The organism is Bordetella sp., assembly GCF_051960075.1.
Classification (GTDB): Bacteria; Pseudomonadota; Gammaproteobacteria; order Burkholderiales; family Burkholderiaceae_B; genus Bordetella.
In genome coordinates, this window is record NZ_JBQCER010000028.1 from 52,146 (window position 1) to 71,177 (window position 19,032).

Genomic DNA, 19,032 nt, shown 5'->3' on the forward strand with positions numbered 1-19,032 from the left:
CGCCGCGGTGAAGTCTGTGCGATCCCGGACGGGCGTATGTCAAACAACGTATTTGCGCATACGCAGGCCGAACAGATACTGCAAGCCATGTCGCCGCATCGGCACATGACTCGTGGAGTTTCAAAGGCCAACGTTTATCAGCCGGGAGAATTTTTTATGTCCAGCAAGAAACTGTCGAAAGGCGTCGTGGTTCAAGGTGCGGTGGGCGCGGGCCGCCCGAATTTTCCCGTGCGCCGCAGGCTCGTGGCGGCCCTCGCCAGCCTGCCGCTGCTTGCCGCTGCCGGGGTGGCGTATGCCCAGACTCCGCCGACCGCAAAGGTCAATACCACCAAACTCGCCGTGACCGATTCCGAGGTGACCGTCGGCATTTTGCACTCATCGACGGGCACGATGGCCATTTCGGAAACGGGATCGATCGAGGCGGAAAAGCTGGCCATCGATCAGATCAACGCAATGGGCGGAGTGCTCGGCAGAAAGATCAAGTTCATCCAGGAAGACGGCGCGTCCGACTGGCCGACGTTCGCCGAAAAAGCCAAGAAGCTTCTCGAGGAAAACCACGTCGCCGCGATCTTCGGCTGCTGGACCTCGGCCTCGCGCAAGGCCGTGCTGCCGGTGCTGGAACGCGACAATGGCCTGCTGTACTACCCGACCTTCTATGAAGGCCTGGAACAATCCAAGAATGTCGTCTACACCGGCCAGGAGGCCACCCAGCAGGTCTTCGCCGGCTTGAAATGGTTCGCCGACACCAAAAAGGCCAAAACCTACTATCTGATCGGTTCGGACTACATCTGGCCGCGCACCGTCATGAAGCTGGCACGCGAGTACATCACCCGCGTTCTGCATGGTCAGGTCGTCGGGGAGGAATACGCAGCGCTCGGCAGCACCGATTTCGGTTCCACGATCAACAAGATCCGGCTCAAGAAGCCTGACGTGATCTATGCCGCGGTCGTCGGCGGTTCCAATGTTTCCTGGTTCAAGCAGTTGAAGGCTGCCGGCATCAATGGACAGAACCATAATCTGCTCACCGTTTCGGTCACTGAAGACGAGGCCAAAGGCATCGGCGGCGAAAACCTCGTGGGCTTCTATTCCGCGATGAAGTACTTCGAATCGCTGGATACGCCGCGCAACAAGGAATTCGTCAAGCAGTTCAAAGCGGTGGCGGGAGCGGACGCGCCCATCGGCGATGTCACGCAGGCGGCCTACGAAGGACCCTGGCTGTGGAAGGCTGCGGTCGAGATGGCGGGAAGCTTCGATACGGACAAGGTGGTGGCGGCCGAGCAGAGCGGCAAGATCAGCTACGACGCGCCGGAGGGCATGATCTACCTCGAGCCCAATCACCACTTGAAGACCCGACTGCGCATCGGCAAGTGGCGCAACGATGGGCAGGCGGACATTGTCTATACGTCCGACTACATCATGCCCGACCCGTTCCCCAAGGGCTATTGATCGGATTTTGTCTACCTGGCGCAGGCCGCAAGGCCTCGCCGGGCTCGCACGGCAATCCGGTGGATTCAATCTGCATTGGAGCGTTTTCATGGGTGGCTATTCGCTTTCCGATTTGTGGTCGATCCTTGTCATGCAGGGGTTTTCCGGGTTGAGCCTGTTCAGCGTCCTGCTTCTCATGGCACTGGGGCTGGCGATCATCTTCGGCCAGATGGGCGTGATCAACATGGCGCACGGCGAATTCATGACCATCGGCGCCTATACGATCTATGTGCTGTCCAAGGTCGCCACGAACTATTTCCCGTCGCTGGTTCCGTACTACTTCATCTTCGCGATCGCGGCGTCGTTCTTCGTCGCCTTCGGAGTCGGCTACGCCATCGAGTTTTTGCTGATACGGCATTTGTACAAACGGCCGCTGGATACGCTGCTCGCGACCTGGGGTTTGAGCCTGATCATGCAGCAGGCGTTTCGGTCGATTTTCGGCGCGCGCGAAGTGAGCGCCACGTTGCCGAGCTGGCTTATGGGGGCCTGGAAGGCCACGGATACCATCGACATTCCTCTGAACGGTCTGTTCGTGCTGGTCATTTCAGCCCTGGTGACCGGGGCGGTGATGCTTTTCCTGTATCGGTCCAGTTGGGGACTGCATGTGCGTGCGACCACCCAGAACCGGATGATGGCCGGCTCGGTGGGAATCAATACCAAGAAGGTCGACAGAATTACCTTCGCCGTCGGCTGCGGTATCGCCGGTATCGCCGGCGCGACCTTCACCACCATTGCCTCCACCGGCCCGACCAGCGGTTCGCTCTATATCGTGGACACATTCCTGGTGGTCGTCTTCGGCGGCGCAGCCAGCCTGCTGGGCACCGTGGCGTCGGCATTCTCCATCGCGCAGGTGCAGTCGGTTCTCACGTTTTTCATGACCAATGCCATGGGCAAGGTCACCACGCTGCTCGCAATCATCGTCATTCTGATGCTTCGTCCCGAAGGCCTGTTCGCGGCCAGGGTGCGCAAATAAGCCGAAGGGGAAAACCATGCAAGCCTTCTACAGCAAGTTCCTCGGCGGCAGGTCGGGATCCATCGAGCTGCTCATTCTTGCCGCACTGATTTTCGCGCTCTTTCCGGCGGCCCTGGATATTTTCAGGCTGAACCTGGTTGGAAAATATCTGACCTATGCCTTCGCCGCGGTGAGCCTGGTGATGGTGTGGGGTTACGGCGGCGTGCTCAGCCTTGGGCAGGGCGTGTTCTTCGGCCTGGGCGGCTACTGCATGGCCATGTTTTTGAAGCTGGAGGCCTCCGATCCCGTCAGCACGGCCCATCAGACCACGCCGGGCATTCCCGACTTCATGGACTGGAACCAGGTGACTCATCTGCCGTTTTTCTGGGTTCCGTTTCACAGTCTGACCTTTGCGCTGATCGCCGTCGTCGTGGTGCCCGCGGCATTTGCCTACCTCGTCGGCGTGACCATGTTCAAGCGGCGCGTGGGCGGGGTGTACTTCTCGATCATCACCCAGGCGATAGCCGCGATCCTGACCATTCTGGTGGTCGGCCAGCAGGGGTGGACAGGCGGCATCAATGGCATCACGGACTTGAAGACGATGCATGGCTGGAACATCAACACCAATTCGGCCAAGTACATCCTCTACTACGTGAATGGGGCGCTGCTGATTGCGGCCATCATGATCTGCCGCTATGTGCTGTCGTCCAAACTGGGACGCCTGCTGCTGGCCATGCGCGATCGCGAGGACCGCGTGCGCTTTTCGGGCTACGACGTGGCGAACTTCAAGATATTCGTTTTCTGCCTGGGCGCGGTGGTCTCGGCCATCGGCGGCGCGATGTTCACGCTGCAGGTGGGCTTCATGTCGCCCTCATTCATCGGCATCGTGCCGTCGATCGAGATGGTGATCTTCGCGGCGATCGGCGGACGTGTGTCGCTCGTGGGGGCGGTGTACGGAACGCTGCTGGTCAATTACGGCAAGACGGCGTTTTCGGAAAGCTTTCCTTCGCTCTGGCTGCTGCTGATGGGCGCGCTCTTCATCGGGGTCGTGATGTTCTTCCCCAACGGTCTGGCCGGACTTTACGGCACATATGTCAAAAATCGCATCGGCAGGCTCGGCGCGATATCGGGCCGCAAGCCGGCAAACCAGCAGGTCTAGCCGAACACGCAGAAGGACACCGAGCCATGACCACTCCATCCTATGAAATTGCGCTCGCCATCGAGAACCTGACCGTATCGTTCGACGGGTTCAAGGCGGTGGACGACCTGAATTTCTATGTGCAGAAAAACGAGCTGCGTGCGGTGATCGGACCTAACGGCGCGGGCAAAACGACCGTGCTCGATCTGATCTGCGGCAAGACCAAGGCCACTGCCGGCACCATCCGGTTCAACGGTGTGGAGCTGACAGCCCTGTCCGAACACAAAATCGTGCAGGCCGGAGTCGGGCGCAAATTCCAGAACCCATCCATCTACGAGAATCTTTCGGTAATGGAGAACCTGGAGATTTCTTTCCCGCGTGGCCGCGGGGTGATGGGGTCGTTGCTGTTCGAACGCACCGCAGACGTCGTCGATCGCATCCATGAAGTGCTGGACACCATCTTCCTGTCAGACCATCTGCATACGCAGGCGGGGCTGCTCAGCCATGGGCAGAAGCAGTGGCTGGAGATCGGGATGCTGATGATCCAGGATCCGGAACTGCTGATGCTCGACGAGCCCGTGGCAGGCATGAGCGTATCCGAGCGCGAGAAGACCGCCGACCTGCTCAAGCGCATATCGAAGGGGCGTTCGGTGATCGTGATCGAGCACGACATGGAGTTCGTCAAGCGCATAGCGCACAAGGTCACGGTACTGCACCAGGGAAAGATGCTGGCCGAAGGAGATATGGACTCCGTGCAGAGCAACCCGAAAGTGATCGAAGTCTACCTGGGCCATTGAGGGAGCCGGTGATGTCAGCAGCCATGTTCAGCGTCAAGGGTCTCTCGTCCGGCTACGGACAAAGCAAGGTCATACACGACCTGAGCTTCGACATCGACGAGCAGGAGATCGTCGCCATCATGGGGCGCAACGGCATGGGAAAGTCCACGCTGTTTCGCACCTTGATGGGCATCCTGCCCGCTTTCGGGGGCGAGGTCTCGGTGGATGGGTCCGCGCTCGGCCGAATGGAACCCTATCAGCGCGTCGCGCAGGGCATCGCCTACGTACCTCAGGGGCGCATGATCTTTTCGCACATGACGGTGCTGGAGAACATTCAGACCGGTCTCGCGCCCAGCGCCAGGGGCGTGGTGCCCGATGAACTCTATGCCCTGTTTCCGGTGCTATTCGATATGCGCGGGCGCAAGGGCGGAAATCTGTCGGGCGGGCAGCAGCAGCAGTTGGCCATCGCCCGTGCGCTGGCGACGAATCCCAAGGTGCTTCTGCTTGACGAGCCAACCGAAGGAATTCAGCCGTCCATCATCAAGGACATCGCCAAAAGCCTGAGAGAGATCCGCGATATGCGCAAGCTCACCATCGTGGTCTCGGAACAGGTGCTCAGTTTCACGCTCGACATTGCCGACCGCTTCTTCGTGATCGACAAAGGCCGCTTCGCCTATGAGGACATACGGGCCAACGTGGACGAAGCGACCATCAGCCGATATCTGTCGATTTAACTGCGCCGCCTGCGGACGACGCGCTTCCAACGATTCAACAAGGAGTTCATGATGACCGATACCCTCATCAAAGTCGATCTGGCCCAATCGCCCTATGAGAATGAACTGGTCCACAACCGCTGGCATCCGGACATTCCCATGGCCACTTGGGTCAAGCCTGGAGACGACTTCATCCTGGAGACCTACGATTGGACCGGCGGCTACATCAAGAACGACGACAGCGCCGACGACGTGCGCGACATCGATCTGAGCACGGTGCATTTTCTGTCGGGGCCTGTCGGCGTGGAAGGCGCGCAGCCCGGCGATCTGCTGGTGGTGGATCTGCTCGACATCGGCGCCAAGCCCGACAGCCTGTGGGGTTTCAACGGCTTTTTCAGCAAGAAGAACGGCGGCGGCTTTCTCACCGATCACTTTCCCAAGGCGCAGAAATCCATCTGGGACTTTCACGGCATGTTCACCAGTTCCCGCCATGTGCCGGGCGTCAACTTCGCCGGTCTGATTCACCCAGGTCTGATCGGTTGCCTGCCGGACCAGGCCATGCTGGATACGTGGAACAAGCGCGAGGTGGACTTCATTGCCACGCAACCCGAGCGGGTGCCGCCCCTGGCCAATCCTCCGTTTGCCAGGACGGCGCACATGGGCAAGCTCACGGGCGAGGCGCGTGACAGGGCCGCAGCCGAAGGCGCGCGCACCGTGCCGCCGCGCGAGCACGGCGGCAACTGCGACATCAAGGACCTGTCGCGCGGCTCGAAAGTCTTCTTTCCGGTCTATGTGGACGGCGCCGGGCTGTCGGTGGGCGACCTGCACTTCAGCCAAGGTGACGGCGAGATCACTTTCTGCGGTGCCATCGAAATGGCGGGCTGGGTGCACATGCGCGTCAGCCTCATCAAGGGAGGCATGGCCAAGTACGGCATCAAGAACCCGATCTTCAAGCCCAGCCCCATTATCCCGAACTACAAGGATTTCCTGATTTTCGAAGGCATCTCGGTGGACGAGCAAGGGCAGCAGCACTATCTGGACGTGCACGTGGCCTATCGCCAGGCCTGTCTGAACGCCATCGAATATCTCAAGACATTCGGCTATTCCGGCGCCCAGGCCTATTCCATTCTCGGCACCGCGCCGGTGCAGGGGCACATCAGCGGCGTGGTGGACATTCCGAACGCGTGCGCCACGCTGTGGCTGCCCACCGAGATTTTCGAGTTCGACATCAATCCGACCGCGGCCGGACCCGTCAAGCGCGTCGCCGGCGGAATTGATCTGCCGCTGTCCGAAGACTGAAACGCCATGACGCGCGGGCCTTGCTCGGCATGGCACGCGCCCATCCCCACCGGAGACCGTCATGCCAACCTATGAATACCTGTGCGACACCTGCGGCATTTTCGACGTGCAGCGCCCGTCGGGTCAGCGCGATGCGGGCTGCAGCTGTCCGATGTGCAGTCGGCAGGCGCGCCGCGTCATTGCGTCGGCGCCGGCGCTGGCCACGATGTCCGGCAATTCGCGCACGGCGCATGCGACCAACGAGCGCGCGGCGCACTCGCCGATGAGCAGCGGCGAGTACCGGGCCTACAGGCATCCGCCCGGTTGCGGATGTTGCGGCAGCGGCAGCAAAGCCACGGTGCGCGCCGCTGACGGCTCCAAGGGTTTTCCCACCAAACGGCCTTGGATGATCAGCCATTGAGCGGCGCCATGCCATAACGAGGACACATCATGCTTCACGGAGATATCTCGAGCAGCAAGGACACGGTCGGCGTGGCCGTGGTGAATTACAAAATGCCGCGTCTGCACACCCGGGCCGAGGTGCTGGAGAACGCGCGCAAGATCGCCTCGATGGTCGAAGGCATGAAAATCGGCCTGCCGGGAATGGATCTGGTGATCTTTCCCGAGTACAGCACTCACGGCATCATGTACGACGCGCAGGAAATGTACGACACGGCATCCACCGTTCCCGGCGCGGAAACGGAAATCTTCGCCCAGGCCTGCCGCAAGGCCAAAGTCTGGGGTGTTTTCTCGCTTACCGGCGAGCAGCATGAGGAGCATCCGCACAAGGCGCCCTACAACACGCTGATCCTGATGAACGACCAGGGCGAGATCGTACAGAAGTACCGCAAGATCATGCCTTGGGTGCCTATCGAAGGCTGGTATCCGGGCAACTGCACATACGTTTCCGAAGGCCCCAAGGGCCTGAAGATCAGCCTGATCATCTGCGACGACGGCAACTACCCTGAGATCTGGCGCGATTGCGCCATGAAGGGCGCGGAACTCATCGTGCGCTGCCAGGGTTATATGTATCCGGCCAAGGATCAGCAGGTGCTCATGGCCAAGGCGATGGCATGGGCCAACAATGTGTACGTTGCGGTGGCGAATGCCGCCGGCTTCGATGGGGTGTATTCCTACTTCGGGCATTCGGCCATCGTCGGGTTCGACGGGCGTACGCTGGGCGAGTGCGGCGAAGAAGAATACGGCATCCAGTATGCGGCGCTAAGCACCAGCCTGATCCGCGATGCCCGCAAGAACGGTCAGTCCGAGAACCATCTGTTCAAGCTGCTGCATCGCGGCTACACGGGCAAGATCAATTCCCAGGAGGGCGACAAGGGCGTGGCCGCCTGCCCGTACGACTTCTACGCCAAATGGGTCAATGACCCCGACGGCACGCAGAAGATGGTGGAGCAGTTGACGCGCCCGATGGTCGGCACCGAGGAGTGCCCGGTTCCGGGCATTCCCAATCCGGAATCGGTCGGGCACCGATGATCGGCGCCGTGCGCATTGACCGACAGGCCTTGGCGTTGGCGGACGGCATGATGCTCTCGGGCGGCCATTTCGGAATTTGAAGGCCTCGGTGCTCCGATACGCACGAGTCAAACTGGGGACGAATACGTCAAATGACGGGGGCTGGGATAGCCGTGATGCAATATCATCGGTAACACTGAGTAATGGGCTATATCGGCCCCGGACGGAACCCTGTGGCTGCTGCAACCCAGAAAATATTTCGCATCCGGCGCAGCTACAACGCCTGGGTGGCCGATGAAACTATGGAGGATTATGCGCTGCGCTACACGCCAGGCAAGTTCCGGAAATGGTCGGAACTGCGTGTGGCCAACACGGCGTTCGGCGCGGTCTCCTTCCTGGCCATGGAGGCCATCGGCGGCACCATTGCGCTGAATTACGGATTCACCAATGCAGTGGTGGCCATTCTGGTGGTCGGACTGGTCACGTTCCTGACCGGCCTGCCCATCGGCTATTACGCCGCGCGGTATGGCGTGGATATGGATCTGCTGACCCGGGGGGCGGGCTTCGGCTATCTGGGGTCCACCATTACCTCCCTGATCTATGCCAGCTTCACCTTCATCTTCTTTGCGCTCGAGGCGGCCATCATGGCGCTGGCCCTGCAGATCTCGCTGGGCATTGATCTGATCTGGTGCTATTTGCTGAGCGCGCTGGTCATCATTCCCTTGGCTGTGCGCGGCATTACGCTGATCTCCCGGCTGCAGGCCTGGACGCAGCCATTCTGGCTGCTTCTTCTGTTGGTTCCCTACGCGGTCATTGCCTGGGTGCATCCGCAAGCGTTCTCCGAGTTCGCGCATTTCGCAGGACGCATTTCGGGAGGCAGCGGCTTCGATCTATCTATGTTCGGGGCCTCGGTGGCCGTGGCTTTCTCGTTGATCGTCCAGATCGGCGAACAAGTGGATTTCCTAAGGTTTCTGCCCAAGCGCAACAGCGAGAATCGGGCACGCTGGTGGGCCGTCGTGCTGCTGGCCGGGCCAGGCTGGATCGTGCCGGGCGTGCTCAAGATGCTCGGAGGGGCATTTCTCGCCTACCTGGCGGTCCGCCATGGCGTCGAAGCGGCGCACGCCACGGAGCCGACGCAGATGTACCTGACCGCCTATTCCTATGTTTTCAACTCGCCTGCGCTGATCGTCGGGGTGGCGACGCTGTTCGTCGTCATCTCGCAGGTGAAAATCAATGTGACCAATGCCTATGCGGGTTCGCTGGCCTGGTCCAATTTTTTTGCCCGCTTGACCCGCAGCCACCCGGGGCGTGTGGTGTGGCTGGTTTTCAATGTGATGATCGCCCTGACGCTGATGGTCATGGACGTATTCCATGCCATCGAGCGGGTGCTCGGTCTTTTCAGCAACATCGGTATTGCCTGGGTAGGGGCCCTGGTGGCGGATCTGGTGATCAACAAGCCGCTAGGATTGAGCCCGCCTGGCATCGAATTCAAACGCGGCCATCTCTACGACATCAATCCGGTGGGCATCGGGGCGATGGTGCTGGCGGCCGTGCTCTCTATTGCGGCGCATGTCGGCATACTCGGAACGACTGCGCAGGCGCTGGCGCCGCTGATCGCGTTGGCCGTGTCCATGGCGGTCGCGCCTGCGATCGCGTGGCTGACCAAAGGACGCTATTACATCGCTCGCACCGATACGCCGGCCTTCAAGCCGGGCGAGTCGGTGCGCTGCGGCGTTTGCGAGAACGTATTCGAGTCCGAGGACATGTCGCATTGTCCCGCTTACGACGCGTCCATCTGCTCGTTGTGCTGCTCGCTGGAGTCGCGCTGCCACGACCGCTGCAAAACAGGCTCGCGCGCTGCGGAGCAGGCCAAGGCGGTGCTCGCCGCGGTTCTTCCCAAGGCGTTCGCGCGGCGCGTCAATTTTCGCGTAGCGCATTACCTTTTGGTTTTTCTCTCCCTGTCCTTGCTGCTGTTCGCCGTGATGGGTGTGGTGTATGTCCAGGAATCCGGCGAGCCGGGTGGCGGCATTGCAGGGCACGCCCTGCAGGCGTTGCTCTTCAAGATTTCGGCGATTCTGCTGCTGATCATTGCAGTGTGCAGTTGGTGGGTCGTGTTGGCCAGCGAGAGCCGGCGCATGGCGCAGGACGAGTCCAATCGTCAGAATCATCTGCTGACCCAGGAAATCGAGGCGCACCAGCGCACCGACGCTGCCCTGCAAGCGGTGAAGGAATCTGCCGAGGCCGCCAATCAGGCCAAGACGAGGTATGTCGCGGGCATCACCCATGAACTGCGCACCCCGCTCAACAGCATTCTCGGTTATTCGCAGATTCTGACGAAAAACGAGGCGCTTGCGCCGTCGGCCATGGACGGCGTAAAGACCATTCACCGCAGCGCCGAGCATATGCTGGCTCTGGTCGATGGCCTGCTCGACCTTGCCCGCATCGAGGCGGGCCGACTGCGCCTGGACAATGCGCCGCTGGCGTTGCCGGTATTTCTCGACGAGCTGGTGACGATGGTGCGTCCGCAGATCGAAGGCAAGGGATTGCAGTTCACCTATACCCACAGCGGCCCCATGCCGGAATGGGTGCTGGCCGACGCCAAGTATCTGAGGCAGATCCTGATCAATCTTTTGAGCAATGCGGCGCGCTTTACCGATGTGGGCAGAGTGTCCCTGCACGTGGACTGCCTGCATGAGGTGCTGATCTTCCAGGTCGAGGATACCGGCATCGGCATTGCGCCGCAGGACGAACAGCGCATCTTTTCCCCGTTCGAACGCGGCGCGACGGGACGCCGCCGCGCCGAAGGGGGAACGGGCCTGGGCTTGACCATCACGGCATTGCTGGCTTCGCTGATGGGCGGCGAACTGGCGCTGGTTCGTACGTCCAAGGCCGGCAGCCTGTTCCAGGTCAGGCTGTACCTGCGCAAAGTGAGCGCCCCGGGTGTGCTGACCGATATGCCTTTGCGTGCGGCAGGCTATCTGGGGGAACGCAAATGCCTGCTGGTGGTTGACGACCAGCCCGTGCAGCGCCAGATGCTGGCCGGCATGCTGGTGCCGGTCGGCTTCGACTTTCTCGAGGCAGCCAGCGGCACGGAATGTCTGGAGTTTCTGGCGACCTCGCCGCGCACGCCGGACGCCATTCTGCTCGACATCACGATGGACGATATGGACGGGTGGGAGACGGCGCGGCATATACGTACGGCGGGCTATGAAATGCCTATCATCCTGGTGTCGGCGACCGTGTTCGAAAACCGGCAGCCGCTGTTGCAGGCGGCCGGCTGCCAGGCATTCGTCGGCAAACCTGTGATCGAGTCGGAGCTGATGCAGACGCTGCAGCGCCATCTTGGGCTGGAATGGCTGGCGGCCGAACCGCCGCGCATTACCGACGACGACGTTGCCGATTCGGCGATATATCGACCGGTCCGGTTGCCTGGGGATTTTCATGCTCGCGCGTTGCGCGAGCTGCGCATCGGGCACGTCAACGGACTGGCATCGATACTGGAGGACGTGCGCGACGCGCATCCGGAGCTGGCCGCCGATTGCGAACGTCTGGGCCGTCTTTTGGGGCGATTCGATCTGGATGGCCTGAAACAGGCGCTAGTCGAGGTGCAGCATGATCATGAATGAGCCAGCCGTCTCGCTGGAATCGGCCGAGCGGCCGGTCGTTCTTGTGGTGGACGATGCGCCGAGCAGTCTATCGGTGCTGTGCCGGATGCTCGAGGATGCCGGCTATACCGTTCTGGTAGCCGGGGACGGTGAAGTCGCAATGGACCGGATGCGCATCGTGGTGCCGGATGCGATTTTGCTCGACGCGATGATGCCGATCATGTCGGGCTTCGACACGTGCCGACGCATCAAGCGCGATCCGGCGCTGGCGCACATTCCCGTCATTTTCATGACCGGTCTGTCCGACACCGAGTCGGTTCTGCAGGGCTTCGACAGCGGCGGGGTCGATTACGTGGTCAAACCCGTTCGAGCGCCAGAAGTTCTGGCGCGCCTGCATACCCACACCCGGAATGCGCGCATCGCGCGTCTGGCGCAGCAGGCAGTGGATGTCGCCTCGCTGGGCGTGGTGCTGGTGGACGGGCAGGGGAGAATAGCCTGGCGCTCGCCGAAAGCCACGGATTGGCTGGAGGCGGTGTCGCCCAAGTCCGGCGCCGATCGGCTGCCGATGTTCGTCGAGCCCGCTCTGGCCGAACCTGGCAGCAGCGTCGTGCGCGGCGAAGCGGGGCAGACCTATATCGTCAAAAACCTAGGACGAACCGGTGTGGGCGAGACCATGCTGCTGGTCGAGCGCCAGAGCGAAAACGTCAGCGCGTCGTCCCGGCTGGCGAGCGCGGCGCTGACGCCGCGGGAAACCGAAGTCCTGTCATGGATATCCAAGGGAAAGACCAATCGGGACATTGGGGACATCCTGGGCTTGAGTCCCAGAACTGTGAACAAGCACCTCGAGCATATTTTCAGGAAGCTCGGTGTCGAGACCCGAGCGGCGGCGGCAGCGCTGGCGAGCGTTGGCCTGGATTCTCTACCGGGCTGAAGTCAATTTGCCGGGCGAGTCGGCGCGCTATTCGAACTTGAGCGGCAAGCCGACCAGATTCCGAAGCGCATCGGGCGTGATGTCGCCGAACAGGTCGATGACGGCGACTTCGCCGTTCTTCAGGTCGAACACCGCCATGTCGGTGTACACGCGCGAGACGCAGCGCATGCCGGTGAGCGGATAGGTGCAGGCCTGCACCAGTTTGCTCTGTCCGTCTTTGGTGAGCAGGTCCATCATGATGTAGACGTCTTTGGCGCCGATGGCCAGGTCCATGGCGCCGCCCACGGCTGGGATGGCATCGGGGCCGCCGGTGTGCCAGTTGGCCAGATCGCCGTGGCGCGACACCTGGAAGGCGCCCAGCACGCAGACATCCAGATGGCCGCCGCGCATCATCGCGAAGGAATCGGCGTGGTGAAAGTAGGCGCAGCCCGGCAGTTCGGTCACGGGCTGCTTGCCGGCATTGATGAGATCGAAATCTTCGTCGCCCTTGGCCGGAGCCGGACCGAAACCCAGCATGCCGTTCTCGGTGTGCAGGATGACCTCGCGGCTGGCGGGGATGTGGTTGGCCACCAGCGTGGGCAGGCCGATGCCCAGGTTCACATAGGCGCCTGCGGGAATGTCGCGGGCGACGCGGGCGGCGATCTGGTCGCGGGAAAGTCTGCTCATTTCTGCTCCTGCTGATAGGCGCGCGGGTCGGGTATCTCCACGACGTGCTGGACGAAGATGCCGGGGGTGACCACGTTTTCGGGGTCGAGCTGGCCCAGTTCGACGATCTCGCGCACCTGGGCGACGGTGTTTTTTGCGGCGCTGGCCATGATGGGGCCGAAGTTGCGCGCGGTCTTGCGGTAGGTGAGATTGCCCCAGCGGTCGCCGCGGTCGGCCTTGATGAGGGCATAGTCGGCGTGCAGGGGATATTCGAGCACGTAGTGGCGGCCTTCGATTTCGCGCGTTTCCTTGCCTTCGGCCAAGGGGGTGCCGTAGGCCGTGGGCGTGAAGAAGGCGCCGATGCCGGCGCCCGCCGCGCGGATGCGCTCGGCCAGGTTGCCCTGGGGCACGAGTTCCAGTTCGATCTTGCCGGCCAGGTACAGCGCGTCGAAGATCTGCGAATCGGCCTGGCGCGGGAACGAGCAGACGACTTTGCGCACCCGGCCGGCGGCCAGCAGTGCAGCCAGGCCGAAGGTGCCGTTGCCGGCGTTGTTGTTGATGACGACCAGATCCTTGGCGCCTTGCTCGATCAGGGCGTCGATCAGCTCCATGGGTTGGCCGGCCGGCCCGAAGCCGCCGATCATGACGGTCGCGCCGTCGGGCACGCCGGCAAGCGCTTCGGCGGCATCGGATACGATTTTGTTGATCATGCGTTACGCCTGTAGAGGATGTCTTGGGTCATGGCTTTCATCTGGCCCAAACAGATGGCGGTCTGCGGGTTCCGGATATTTCCGCCGTTGGCACGGGCATTACACAGGCGCCACGCCCAGCGTGGTGCCGCCGCACACGTACAGCACCTGCCCCGTGACGAACCCATTGTCGGGCGACAGGAAGAACATGGCGGCGCGCGCCACGTCCTCGGGGGTGCCCATGCGCTTGACGACGATGCTGTCGAGAATGCGCTGCGTCTGCGGCGCGCCGGCCGGGTTGCTCTTCATGAACAGCTCGGTGGCGATCGGGCCGGGCGCGATGGCGTTGACGGTGATGCCGTCGCCGCCCAGTTCCATGGCCAGCGTGCGTGTCATGCCGATCAGGCCCGCCTTGGTGGCCGAATAGACGACGCGCTCGGGCTTGCCCAGCGCGGCGCGCGAGGCCATGTTGACGATGCGGCCGGAGCCGGCCGCGCGCATGGCGGGCAGGGCCGCCTGCACCATGATCATCGCGGTGCGCAGGTGCAGGCCGACCACATCGTCCCGGTCGGCCAGCGTCGCGGTCTCGTTGGTGCCGGGCCGGGTCGCGCCGGCGTTGTTGACCACGCCGACGATGGCGTGGTCTTCGGCGGCCTGGCGGGCAGCGGCCCGAGCCTGGGCGGAGTCGGTCAGATCGGCCTGGATGCAAACCATGCCCGCGGGCGATGCATCGGGCAGGCGGTAGTCGATGTTGACGACGCGCTGGCCGGCGTCGAGCAGCGAGCGGGCGATGGCGGCGCCGATGCCGGATGTGGCGCCGGTAACGAGATATGCAGTAGGTTTCATGGGTAGGCGCCGAGCGCGTCTGAAGGCGGATTACATTGTAGTCTCGGCGCACCAGTTTCCGTTCCGCATCGCGATCGGGGCTTCGTCCGGCGACGCTGGCCGGATCGCCGTTTTTCACGGATCATCGCCATCATGTACGAAACGAGTTTTTCCCAGGCGCCGTTTGTTTACGAAGCGCTGCCGACGCGGGTGGTCTTCGGATCGGGCATGCGCTCGGCGGTGCCGGAAGAAGTCTCACGGCTGGGCATTTCGCGTGCGCTGATTCTGCACGGCAGGTCGCACGATGCCGTGCATCAAGAACTGCAGCGTGCGCTGGGAGAACGTTATGCCGGTGCCTTCGACGGCGCGCGCATGCACACGCCGGTCGATGTGACCGAGGCGGCGATGAAGCAGGTCGCCGAACTGAGCATCGACGGCATCGTCGCCATAGGCGGGGGCTCCACGACGGGGCTGGCCAAGGCAATCGCTTTGCGCACCGACCTGCCTCAGATCGTCTTGCCCTCGACCTATGCAGGTTCCGAGATGACGCCGATTCTGGGGGAGACGCGCGGCGGTCTGAAGACCACGCAGCGATCGCTCAAGGTGCTGCCCGAAGTCGTGATCTACGATGTGGACCTGACCCTGGACCTGCCGGCCGACCTTTCGGGCACGAGCGGCATGAACGCGATCGCGCACGCGGTCGAGGCGCTCTATGCGCGCGAGGCGAATCCGGTGATCTCGGCGCTGGCGCTGCAAAGCGTCCGTGCCTTGGCGCGCGCCTTGCCGGCCATCAGCGCCGATCCGGGCAATCGCCCGGCGCGTACCGATGCGCTGTACGGTGCCTGGCTGGCCGGCATCTGCCTCGGGTCGGTCGGCATGGCCTTGCACCACAAGCTGTGCCATACGCTGGGCGGCAGTTTCGATCTGCCTCATGCTTCGACGCACGCGCTGGTGCTGCCGCATGCGCTGGCCTATAACGCGCCGGCCGTGCCGCAGGTCATGGCGCAGCTTTGCGACGCCCTCGGGGTGGAGCGCGACGCGCCCGCGGCGCTGCAGGCCATCAACCGCGCCATCGGCGCACCGGCCGGACTGGCAGCGCTGGGCATGCCACAGGACGGCATTGCGCGCGCAGTGGAACTTGCGCTGGCGAACCCGTATTGGAATCCGCGCGCCCTGACGAGCGACGGACTGACACAGTTGATCTGCGATGCATTTCACGGGAACGAGCCCCGCGCATACGGCTGACATTGATCGAGGATGCCCTGGTAATGAACAACGACGAATCGTCTTTTCCGCTATTTACCGAGGCGGGCTCCGCCCGGACGGTCAATGCCCGCATCGGGCCGGACGTGGACTCGCGCACGCGCCAGATCGCCGAAGCCGTGGTGCGGCATCTACATGCCGCGGTCAAGGAGATCGAGCCCACGCACGAAGAATGGCTGGCTGCCATTAAATTCCTGACCGACACGGGCCATATGTGCACCGATTGGCGCCAGGAGTTCATCCTGCTCTCGGACGTTCTCGGCGTATCGATGCTCGTGGACGCGATCAATCATCGCCGTCCGGGACAGGCCACCGAGAACACGATACTCGGGCCCTTCTTCGTCGAGGGCGTGCAGCCCTTGCCCAGCGGCGCCGACATCTGCCTGGATCACAAGGGCGAGCCGCTGGTGGTGCGCGCGCGCGTGACGGACATCGACGGGCAGCCTGTGGCAGGCGCGACGATCGATGTATGGCAGACCAACGACGATGGGTTCTACGACGTTCAGCAAAAAGGCACGCAGCCCGAGGGCAATCTGCGCGGCAAGTTCACGAGCGACGCCGAAGGGCGGTTCTGGTTCCGCACCGTCAAGCCGCGCTTTTATCCGATTCCGGACGACGGTCCTGTCGGAAAGCTGCTGGCCAGGCTCGGCCGCCATCCGAACCGCGCTGCGCATATTCACTTCATCGTCCAGGCGCCGGGTTTCGAGACCGTCATCACGCATATCTTCTCGCCGGACTGCCAGTACCTGGACGAGGACACCGTGTTCGGCGTCAAGGCGAGCCTGATCGGAAAATTCGATCATGTCGATGACGCCGAACAGGCCCGCGCGCAACAGAGCGCCAACCCGTTCTGGCGGGTGGATCAGACTTTCGTGCTGTCGAAAGCGCGTTGAGTCTTCAGGGGCGGGGGGCATGCGCAGCCGTGTCCATCCGGCTTTCGTGGGCCAGTATTTCGGCCAGATGCCGGGCGCGGCGGTCAGTCAAGGCGAGGAAAGTGCGACGTCTATCGCGTCTGCCAGGCCAGGGCGATGTCCGAAAATGTCGGGCCATGCCTGCGCCTGTATCGGGATCGATGTTGCCCTGCGCCTGTGGTGCCGTCTGCATCGGCAGCAAAGACTAATGCCGAAGGTCTCCCAGGCCCTTGCCCGTCCATCGCTTCAAGGCCCTGCGGAAGTTGGCGGCATCGCTGAAGCCCAAAAGCATGGCGATGTCTTCCGTGCTCATCTTCGTCGTCTTTAAGTATTCCGTTGCCAGAGAGCAGCGTACGTCGTCGACGATGGCGACGAATGACGTTCCTTCCGCTTCCAGGCGCCGCCGCAGAGTGCGGCTAGTCATCTGCATGGCGTTCGCCACATCGTCCATGTTCGGAAACTCCCCGGGCTTGCGCATCAGGATCTGATAGACCTCTCCGGACGCGCCTGTGGATGTCTTCGCTTGCCCGATGAGCCGGTCGCATATTTCCTGGATCAGCGCCGCCGAGTGCCTGTTCGCAAGCTGCGGCTTTTGCTCGAGGATTGCGCTGTCGTAGACGAGTTCGCATTGTTCCTGTCCGAAATAGCAGGGGCAGCCCAGATATTTCGGATAGATATCCGCATAGGCGGGCGCCGGATACGAAAAGCAGGCCTTGATCGGGGGGCAGCTGTGGCCTGCTACGTCTTGCAGATGGGTGACGTGCTGAGTGAATTGCTGCTCGATCAGAAATTCACCCAATTCGCGGGTCGGACTGGAAATGAAAGCATCCGGGAATGTCCAGACCACCCTGTCGGGGTATTCGGTCCACACGATGGTGAGCGTGGGCGTCGCCAGCCTATGGTATTTCACGCCGAGCCGGAAGTAGTCGCGCAGCGAAAGGCACGACATGAGCGCATAGCCATACATGCCGTAGGCGGCCAGGTGCAGGCGCGAACCCACCTTGAACGGCGTGGCAGGGTCATGGGATAGCGCCATGGCGTTCTTGCATACGGCGGCATACTGGCGCACCGAAGTCAGCGTGGCGGCGTCGTAGATCTGATCGGCGGCGACGCCGCTGCCCTTAAGGCTGTCGTCCGGCGCGATGCCTTGCTCGGCAAGGACCTCGACCAGCGCCGCGATTTTGTACGGCGCGTAGATGCGTTCGTTGAGCAGCGGAAATCTCGGCAACATGGTGCTTTCTCAAATTGTCCTGTAATGACTTTGATCTGTCCGGATATGACCTTATCTAAACGATGCTAGCTGACTATCATCGACGGCACAAGAAACGATTCGAAAAGCGGCAGCCCCGCTGAAGATGCCGGAGACAATCCAATGAACAATGCCAGCCGAAAGGTCATTATCACGTGCGCCGTGACGGGCGCCGCGCATGTTCCGTCGATGTCGGAATATTTGCCGCTCACTCCGGCGGACATTGAGGTGCAGGCCGTCGAGGCCGCGCAGGCGGGCGCCGCGGTTCTCCACCTGCATGCGCGGGACCCGCGGGATGGCCGGCCGACGCCGAGCCCGGAGGTCTTCAGGGAGTTCGTCCCTGCCATTGCCGCGATGACCGACGCGGTCATCAATATCACCACCGGCGGCAGCACCCGCATGACGCTCGACGAACGGCTGGCCTATCCGCGCCTGGCCAAGCCTGAAATGTGCTCGCTGAACATGGGTTCGATGAATTTCTCCCTGCACCCTGTCGCAACAAAAATTCCGTCTTGGCGGTACGCCTGGGAAAAAGACTACGTCGAAGGCATGGAAGACATGATCTTTCGCAATACCTTCAAGGACATCAAGAACATCCTCGCGGAGTTCCGGGACTGTGGCACCCGGTTCGAGTTCGAGTGCTACGACGTCGGGCATCTTTACAACCTTGCGTACTTCATCGATCAGGGGCTGGTCGAGCCGCCGCTTTTTATCCAGTCCGCGCTCGGGATACTCGGCGGAATTGGGCCGGATCCGGAAAGCCTCTTCGCCATGCGGTCCACTGCAGATCGGCTGTTCGGACGGGAAAACTATCAATTTTCCGTCCTCGGCGCAGGCCGTCACCAGATGTCCCTGGTGACTATGGCCGCGATCATGGGCGGCAATGTCCGCGTCGGATTGGAGGACAGTATCTACGTCTCCAGGGGCGTGAAAGCACACACCAACGCCGAGCAGGTCCGCAAGATCCGGCGGATTCTGGAGGAGCTTTCCTTCGAGATCGCAACGCCGGACGACGTCCGGAAAATGCTTGGATTGAAAGGGGCGGATAAGACCAGCCTGTGAAGGCTGTCGTCTTATTCTCCGGCCCGTAGCGCGTCCAAGG

General features: G+C 62.1%; 17 protein-coding genes. 13 read left to right on the forward strand and 4 right to left on the reverse strand.

Annotation, left to right across the window (positions count from 1 at the left end):
• Positions 1-156: 156 nt before the first annotated feature.
• The 10 genes from ACTHJ1_RS03655 to ACTHJ1_RS03700 all read left to right on the forward strand — a co-directional run bounded on the left by ACTHJ1_RS03655 (position 157) and on the right by ACTHJ1_RS03700 (position 12,348).
• Positions 157-1,446 (forward strand): urea ABC transporter substrate-binding protein, encoded by a 1,290-nt coding sequence (locus tag ACTHJ1_RS03655; RefSeq protein ID WP_440187822.1) that lies wholly within the window; start codon positions 157-159, stop codon positions 1,444-1,446.
• Positions 1,447-1,534: 88 nt separating this feature from the next.
• Entirely contained in the window at positions 1,535-2,458 is a 924-nt protein-coding gene (gene urtB / locus ACTHJ1_RS03660) for an urea ABC transporter permease subunit UrtB (RefSeq protein ID WP_440187825.1), read from the forward strand.
• A 16-nt stretch (positions 2,459-2,474) separates the two neighbouring features.
• The gene (gene urtC / locus ACTHJ1_RS03665) at positions 2,475-3,596 is read left to right on the forward strand and encodes an urea ABC transporter permease subunit UrtC (protein ID WP_440187828.1); all 1,122 of its coding nucleotides are present in this window, start codon (positions 2,475-2,477) and stop codon (positions 3,594-3,596) included.
• Between the two features lie 26 nt (positions 3,597-3,622).
• Positions 3,623-4,372 (forward strand): urea ABC transporter ATP-binding protein UrtD, encoded by a 750-nt coding sequence (gene urtD, locus ACTHJ1_RS03670; protein ID WP_440187831.1) that lies wholly within the window; start codon positions 3,623-3,625, stop codon positions 4,370-4,372.
• Positions 4,373-4,395: 23 nt separating this feature from the next.
• A complete protein-coding gene (urtE, locus tag ACTHJ1_RS03675; protein ID WP_440187983.1) occupies positions 4,396-5,085 on the forward strand; it encodes an urea ABC transporter ATP-binding subunit UrtE in 690 nt (229 codons plus the stop codon).
• Positions 5,086-5,136: 51 nt separating this feature from the next.
• The gene (fmdA, locus tag ACTHJ1_RS03680; protein WP_440187986.1) at positions 5,137-6,363 is read left to right on the forward strand and encodes a formamidase; all 1,227 of its coding nucleotides are present in this window, start codon (positions 5,137-5,139) and stop codon (positions 6,361-6,363) included.
• A 61-nt stretch (positions 6,364-6,424) separates the two neighbouring features.
• Complete coding sequence (locus ACTHJ1_RS03685) at positions 6,425-6,763, forward strand: FmdB family zinc ribbon protein (RefSeq protein WP_440187834.1); 339 nt, start codon at positions 6,425-6,427, stop codon at positions 6,761-6,763.
• 29 nt (positions 6,764-6,792) lie between these two features.
• Positions 6,793-7,833, forward strand: coding sequence for an aliphatic amidase (locus tag ACTHJ1_RS03690; protein WP_440187837.1), 1,041 nt, complete (start codon positions 6,793-6,795; stop codon positions 7,831-7,833).
• A gap of 182 nt (positions 7,834-8,015) precedes the next feature.
• The gene (locus ACTHJ1_RS03695) at positions 8,016-11,438 is read left to right on the forward strand and encodes a hybrid sensor histidine kinase/response regulator (RefSeq protein ID WP_440187840.1); all 3,423 of its coding nucleotides are present in this window, start codon (positions 8,016-8,018) and stop codon (positions 11,436-11,438) included.
• Complete coding sequence (locus ACTHJ1_RS03700; protein WP_440187843.1) at positions 11,431-12,348, forward strand: response regulator; 918 nt, start codon at positions 11,431-11,433, stop codon at positions 12,346-12,348. Before ACTHJ1_RS03695 ends, ACTHJ1_RS03700 begins: the two co-directional genes overlap by 8 nt.
• 27 nt (positions 12,349-12,375) lie before the next feature.
• Here the strand turns inward: ACTHJ1_RS03700 and ACTHJ1_RS03705 are convergent, their stop codons facing one another.
• The 3 genes from ACTHJ1_RS03705 to ACTHJ1_RS03715 all read right to left on the reverse strand — a co-directional run bounded on the left by ACTHJ1_RS03705 (position 12,376) and on the right by ACTHJ1_RS03715 (position 14,528).
• Positions 12,376-13,014 carry a 3-oxoacid CoA-transferase subunit B gene (locus tag ACTHJ1_RS03705; RefSeq protein WP_440187846.1) on the reverse strand — a complete coding sequence of 213 codons (639 nt, stop codon included), beginning with the start codon at positions 13,012-13,014 and terminating at the stop codon, positions 12,376-12,378.
• On the reverse strand, positions 13,011-13,703 hold the full coding sequence (locus ACTHJ1_RS03710; RefSeq protein ID WP_440187849.1) for a 3-oxoacid CoA-transferase subunit A: 693 nt from the start codon (positions 13,701-13,703) through the stop codon (positions 13,011-13,013). Before ACTHJ1_RS03710 ends, ACTHJ1_RS03705 begins: the two co-directional genes overlap by 4 nt.
• Positions 13,704-13,802: 99 nt before the next feature.
• Positions 13,803-14,528, reverse strand: a complete 726-nt coding sequence (locus ACTHJ1_RS03715; RefSeq protein ID WP_440187852.1) for an SDR family oxidoreductase — start codon at positions 14,526-14,528, stop codon at positions 13,803-13,805.
• A gap of 132 nt (positions 14,529-14,660) precedes the next feature.
• Here ACTHJ1_RS03715 and ACTHJ1_RS03720 point away from each other — a divergent pair, with 132 nt between their 5' ends.
• Both ACTHJ1_RS03720 and ACTHJ1_RS03725 read left to right on the forward strand, forming a co-directional pair.
• Positions 14,661-15,752 (forward strand): maleylacetate reductase, encoded by a 1,092-nt coding sequence (locus tag ACTHJ1_RS03720; protein ID WP_440187855.1) that lies wholly within the window; start codon positions 14,661-14,663, stop codon positions 15,750-15,752.
• A 23-nt stretch (positions 15,753-15,775) separates the two neighbouring features.
• Positions 15,776-16,663, forward strand: a complete 888-nt coding sequence (locus ACTHJ1_RS03725) for an intradiol ring-cleavage dioxygenase (RefSeq protein WP_440187858.1) — start codon at positions 15,776-15,778, stop codon at positions 16,661-16,663.
• Between the two features lie 223 nt (positions 16,664-16,886).
• On the opposite strand, the gene ACTHJ1_RS03730 is transcribed toward ACTHJ1_RS03725, so the two are convergent.
• The gene (locus ACTHJ1_RS03730; RefSeq protein WP_440187861.1) at positions 16,887-17,912 is read right to left on the reverse strand and encodes an AraC family transcriptional regulator; all 1,026 of its coding nucleotides are present in this window, start codon (positions 17,910-17,912) and stop codon (positions 16,887-16,889) included.
• A 141-nt stretch (positions 17,913-18,053) separates the two neighbouring features.
• Between ACTHJ1_RS03730 and ACTHJ1_RS03735 the strand changes: the two genes are divergently transcribed.
• Positions 18,054-18,992, forward strand: a complete 939-nt coding sequence (locus ACTHJ1_RS03735) for a 3-keto-5-aminohexanoate cleavage protein (protein ID WP_440187864.1) — start codon at positions 18,054-18,056, stop codon at positions 18,990-18,992.
• Positions 18,993-19,032 lie beyond the last annotated feature (40 nt).

Excerpts from the sequence above, each read along its gene's own strand:
- ACTHJ1_RS03655 (WP_440187822.1), top strand. The coding sequence starts at position 157 with ATGTCCAGCAAGAAACTGTCGAAAGGCGTCGTGGTTCAAGGTGCGGTG.
- urtB (WP_440187825.1), top strand. The coding sequence starts at position 1,535 with ATGGGTGGCTATTCGCTTTCCGATTTGTGGTCGATCCTTGTCATGCAG.
- urtC (WP_440187828.1), top strand. The coding sequence starts at position 2,475 with ATGCAAGCCTTCTACAGCAAGTTCCTCGGCGGCAGGTCGGGATCCATC.
- urtD (WP_440187831.1), top strand. The coding sequence starts at position 3,623 with ATGACCACTCCATCCTATGAAATTGCGCTCGCCATCGAGAACCTGACC.
- urtE (WP_440187983.1), top strand. The coding sequence starts at position 4,396 with ATGTTCAGCGTCAAGGGTCTCTCGTCCGGCTACGGACAAAGCAAGGTC.
- fmdA (WP_440187986.1), top strand. The coding sequence starts at position 5,137 with ATGACCGATACCCTCATCAAAGTCGATCTGGCCCAATCGCCCTATGAG.
- ACTHJ1_RS03685 (WP_440187834.1), top strand. The coding sequence starts at position 6,425 with ATGCCAACCTATGAATACCTGTGCGACACCTGCGGCATTTTCGACGTG.
- ACTHJ1_RS03690 (WP_440187837.1), top strand. The coding sequence starts at position 6,793 with ATGCTTCACGGAGATATCTCGAGCAGCAAGGACACGGTCGGCGTGGCC.
- ACTHJ1_RS03695 (WP_440187840.1), top strand. The coding sequence starts at position 8,016 with ATGGGCTATATCGGCCCCGGACGGAACCCTGTGGCTGCTGCAACCCAG.
- ACTHJ1_RS03700 (WP_440187843.1), top strand. The coding sequence starts at position 11,431 with ATGAATGAGCCAGCCGTCTCGCTGGAATCGGCCGAGCGGCCGGTCGTT.
- ACTHJ1_RS03705 (WP_440187846.1), bottom strand. The coding sequence starts at position 13,014 with ATGAGCAGACTTTCCCGCGACCAGATCGCCGCCCGCGTCGCCCGCGAC.
- ACTHJ1_RS03710 (WP_440187849.1), bottom strand. The coding sequence starts at position 13,703 with ATGATCAACAAAATCGTATCCGATGCCGCCGAAGCGCTTGCCGGCGTG.
- ACTHJ1_RS03715 (WP_440187852.1), bottom strand. The coding sequence starts at position 14,528 with ATGAAACCTACTGCATATCTCGTTACCGGCGCCACATCCGGCATCGGC.
- ACTHJ1_RS03720 (WP_440187855.1), top strand. The coding sequence starts at position 14,661 with ATGTACGAAACGAGTTTTTCCCAGGCGCCGTTTGTTTACGAAGCGCTG.
- ACTHJ1_RS03725 (WP_440187858.1), top strand. The coding sequence starts at position 15,776 with ATGAACAACGACGAATCGTCTTTTCCGCTATTTACCGAGGCGGGCTCC.
- ACTHJ1_RS03730 (WP_440187861.1), bottom strand. The coding sequence starts at position 17,912 with ATGTTGCCGAGATTTCCGCTGCTCAACGAACGCATCTACGCGCCGTAC.
- ACTHJ1_RS03735 (WP_440187864.1), top strand. The coding sequence starts at position 18,054 with ATGAACAATGCCAGCCGAAAGGTCATTATCACGTGCGCCGTGACGGGC.